The following is a 3,896-nucleotide window of genomic DNA, read 5'->3' as shown; positions in this document are numbered from 1 at the left end:
GGTCTTGCGTTTCCGACTCTATCAGACTCTTTCGTGTCCGATTCCCGGTCGAAGCGGGTCAAGCTTTTGCCTTTCAGGAATTCGCTTTCGCGTTTCCCTTTCTGGCGGTTTCAACCTTACCAGACTCATTTCGTTCCGTTTCCGGTCCGTATATGAATTCCAGTGGCCGTTGAAGTGGCCTTGCCTTTCGGCTGATTCGACTTTATCAGAAGCGTTTTGGCCGAGCTAATCGGCCAGATACTTCGGAGAGTGGGAATCACATGGCTCCACAAAGAATCCGAGAATCGGTATCTCTGTCGGGAGCGAGGTACATCTAACCTGCTGGGCCCGAACTTGTCCAGTTCGAGGCAACCGTTTGAATCTACCTCCCCCGGTCCACCGTGTCAACGGTTTTTGGGGCGAGGAGGAGACTAGCAGCTCCGTGCGGCCACATGCACATCAGGCGGCCACAGGGCGCTCGGCACTTCGTTCGACCTCGGTGATGTCGCCCGCCTCTCCCGCGCGGACGGCCCGGCCGCCCAGGACGTACACGTACGCGAGGAAGGCCAGCTCGGCGGTGATGCCGAGGGTGATGCGGGCCCAGGTGGGGAGGCCGGAAGGGGTGACGAAGCCTTCGATGACGCCCGAGACGAACAGGACGAGCGCGAGACCGATGGCCATGCCGACGGCGGCCCGGCCCTGCTGGGCCAGGGCGGAGCGGCGGGTGCGGGGGCCCGGGTCGATGACGGTCCAGCCCAGTTGGAGGCCGGTGCCGGCGGCGACGAAGACCGCGGTCAGTTCGAGCAGGCCGTGGGGAAGGATCAGGCCGAGGAAGGTGTCGAGGCGGCCGGCGGACGACATCAGGCCGATGCCCACGGCCAGGTTGAGCACGTTGACGAACAGGATCCAGATCACCGGAACGCACAGGAACGCGCCCAGGACCAGGCACATCGCGGCGGCCTGCGCGTTGTTCGTCCAGACCTGCGCGGCGAACGAGGCCGCCGGGTGGCTGGAGTAGTACGTCTCGTACTCCCCGCCGGGATCGGTCATCCGGCGCAGGTCCTCCGGGGCACCGATGCCTGCCTGGACCTCGGGGTGGGTTCCGATCCACCAGCCCATGACGGCCGCCAGCAGGACGGAGAGGACGGCGGTCGGTATCCACCAGCGGCGAGAACGGTAGACGGCCGCGGGAAAACCCGCGGTGAGGAAGTGCGCGGCGTCCCGCCACGAGGCGCGGCGGGTTCCGGTCACCGTGGCACGCGCCCGCGCCACCAGCTGGGTCAGGCGGGCCGTGAGCAGGGGGTCCGCGGCGCCCGACTGGATCAGGGAGAGATGGGTCGCCGTGCGCTGGTAGAGATCGACGAGCTCGTCCGCCTCCTCGCCCGTGCGCTTGCGCCCGCGGTGCACGAGGTGGTCCAGGCGGTCCCACTCACTGCGGTGGGCGTTGACGAAGACGTCGAGGTCCATGGGCTGCTGCTGCTCCAGGGCATGGGTGCGTGCGGGGTCCGTACGACTGCGGCGCTCTGCGGGCCAGCTTGGCAGACTGTGGGCCCGAGGGGCAGGGACGGTCGGCGAGGGGTGGCGGCGATGAACGAATTGGTGACCGGGGACGCGGTCGTGCTGGGGCTGCGGCCGGCGAAACTGCCGAGCCGTGCGCTGGCGCTGCTCATCGACCTGGCCGTGGTGGGCACCGCGTTCGTCCTGGTGTCGATCGGACTGGCCCTCGCGGCGGCGCCTCTGGACGACGCAGCCCTAGCGGCGGTGGCCGTCGCGACGTATCTGCTCGTGCTCGTGGGCGTGCCGATCGCGGTGGAGACGCTCAGCCACGGCCGGTCGCTGGGGAAACTGGCGTGCGGGCTGCGGGTGGTGCGCGACGACGGCGGGCCCATCCGGTTCCGGCATGCGCTGGTGCGCGGGGCGATGGGTGTGGTGGAGATTCTGGCGACGCTCGGCACGGTCGCCGCCATCGCCTCGCTGGTCTCGGCGCGCGGGCGGCGGATCGGGGACGTGTTCGCGGGAACGCTGGTCGTACGGGAACGGGTTCCGGGCGGCCGGAGCGTTGCCGTTCCGCCGCCGCCTCCGTGGCTGGTCGGCCGGTTCGCCGAACTCGATCTGTCGGGGGTTCCGGACGATCTGTGGCTGACGGTACGGCAGTACCTGACGCGGATGCATCAGTTGGACGCGGCCGTGGGCCGGGGCATGGCGCAGCGGTTGGCGGGCGAGGTCGCCGCCCGGACCGGGGTTCCGGCACCGGCGGGGGTTCCGGCCGCCGCGTTTCTGGCCGCGGTGGTGAACGAACGACAGGCGCGGGACGCGCGTCGGGCGTTCGCCGCGACGGAGGGGAACGCCGTGGGCGCCCCCGGGGGCCGGGCGGCCGGGACGGGCTCGCTAGGCAACGGGTTTCCGGCCGGTCGTCCGGTCGCTGCGGGGTACCCGGCCGGGGTGGTCCAGGCGGCCGGCGGGGCTCGCGATGGTTACTCGGCGCCTGAGGTGCCGGGGGCGCCCGGCGTGCCTGGGGTCTTCGGTGCGGGTGGGGTCTCCGGTGTGGGTGGTGCGCATGGTGCCCTTGTGACGCCTGGGACTGCTTTGACGTCTGGGGCCCCTGGCGTGCGTGATGCCTCTTCGGTGCCTGACGCTTCGGGGGTTTCCGGTGCCTCCGCTGCTGGGTCTGCGGCACCCGGCGGTCCTGCTGCTCCCGGGGCGTCCGCGGCTTCGGCCTCGGCCTCGGCCTCGGATGCGTCCTCCCCCGCTTCTCCTCCCGGATCCAAGACGGGTGAGCGCTCCGGGCCCGCTGCCACGGGGTTCGCGCCTCCTGCCTAGGGCGTGTCCGGCAGATCTGCAGGTTCGCAGGACATGCCCTGGGGCCGGTGCCGGTTAGCGGTCGGAGGGCGGGGAGTCGAGGTCTTCGAGTTCGATGCCGGGGGCGGAGAGGACGACGTCTCCGGCGATGTGGACGGCGTACTGCTCACCGGTGTCCAGGGCGCTGACCTGGTATTCGTCCACGGTCAGGGGGCCGTTGTCAGTGGCGTGCGCTTCACTGTTCACCAGGGCCCAGGACTGGTCGGCCGTCCGGGGTGCGAGCACCGGATCCGTGAAGGTGACGACGCGGATCCGGGTGGGCGGGGAAGCGGGGGTGAGGCGGAGCAGACGTGCGGTCGAGACGAGGAATGCGGGGGACGTGCCGCTGAAGGCGTGGGCGCGGACATTGCCTTCGGTGGCGTGGGTGCCGGTCGGATCGGTGCGCACCCAGGTGACGCCTTCGAGGGCGGCGCCGCGGACCTGCCAGCTCGCGGTGTGGAGTTCGAGACGGATGGGGCGGCCGAGTTCGTCGAGGGTGAGGTCCACCGATCCCAGGTGATCGCCGGACGGGGCGGTCGTGCGGGAGAGGTAGCGCCAGCCGGAGGGGCCGGGTGCGCAGGTGAAGTGTTCTTCGCCGAGAGGGGTGTGGTCGTGAAGATCGTGGAGCGAATATCGGCCGCGGGGCATGGGGTCCTTCGGGTTCCTCGGGCTGTGCGGGTGCGGTACGGCGCAGGCCCCCGACACGGGGGTGCGGGGGCCTGCGTACGTAGCTGCTGCTGAGCGTCACCCGGTCCGTGGACGCGCGCGCGTCCACGGACACCGCGGAGGCCGCCGGTGGCCGGTTGTCACTGACCGGTCGTCACCGACCGATGGTGGTGTGACGGGTCGCCGGCGGGTCCGCGCGGGGGTGGGAAGGCTCAGTAGCGGTAGTGGTCGGGCTTGTACGGGCCCTCGACCTCGACACCGATGTAGGCGGCCTGCTCCGGGCGGAGCGTCGTGAGCCGGACACCGAGCGAGGCCAGGTGGAGCCGGGCGACCTTCTCGTCCAGGTGCTTGGGCAGCACATACACATCGGTCGGGTAGTCACCGGGCTTGGTGAACAGCTCGATCTGGGCCAG

The 3,896-nt window shown here is 70.4% G+C and carries 4 protein-coding genes; 1 reads left to right on the top strand and 3 read right to left on the bottom strand.

Annotation, left to right across the window (positions count from 1 at the left end):
* Positions 1 to 438: 438 nt before the first annotated feature.
* Positions 439 to 1,446: a stage II sporulation protein M gene (locus ACZ4FH_RS36900; protein ID WP_383648832.1), complete on the bottom strand. Its 1,008-nt coding sequence runs from the start codon at positions 1,444 to 1,446 to the stop codon at positions 439 to 441.
* 120 nt (positions 1,447 to 1,566) lie between these two features.
* Between ACZ4FH_RS36900 and ACZ4FH_RS36895 the strand changes: the two genes are divergently transcribed.
* Positions 1,567 to 2,799, top strand: a complete 1,233-nt coding sequence (locus ACZ4FH_RS36895; protein WP_467310519.1) for an RDD family protein — start codon at positions 1,567 to 1,569, stop codon at positions 2,797 to 2,799.
* 54 nt (positions 2,800 to 2,853) lie between these two features.
* Here ACZ4FH_RS36895 and ACZ4FH_RS36890 read toward each other — a convergent pair whose 3' ends face one another.
* Complete coding sequence (locus ACZ4FH_RS36890) at positions 2,854 to 3,465, bottom strand: hypothetical protein (protein WP_383648839.1); 612 nt, start codon at positions 3,463 to 3,465, stop codon at positions 2,854 to 2,856.
* Positions 3,466 to 3,695: 230 nt separating this feature from the next.
* Positions 3,696 to 3,896: adenosylhomocysteinase (locus ACZ4FH_RS36885; RefSeq protein WP_467310517.1), on the bottom strand; the 201-nt coding region annotated here is incomplete at its 5' end.

The organism is Streptomyces sp. NPDC024555 (assembly GCF_055559335.1).
The sequence above is the reverse complement of the archived record's forward strand: the minus strand, read 5'-3'. Positions and strand labels throughout refer to the sequence as shown.

Excerpts from the sequence above, each read along its gene's own strand:
- ACZ4FH_RS36900 (WP_383648832.1), bottom strand. The coding sequence starts at position 1,446 with ATGGACCTCGACGTCTTCGTCAACGCCCACCGCAGTGAGTGGGACCGC.
- ACZ4FH_RS36890 (WP_383648839.1), bottom strand. The coding sequence starts at position 3,465 with ATGCCCCGCGGCCGATATTCGCTCCACGATCTTCACGACCACACCCCT.
- ACZ4FH_RS36895 (WP_467310519.1), top strand. The coding sequence starts at position 1,567 with ATGAACGAATTGGTGACCGGGGACGCGGTCGTGCTGGGGCTGCGGCCG.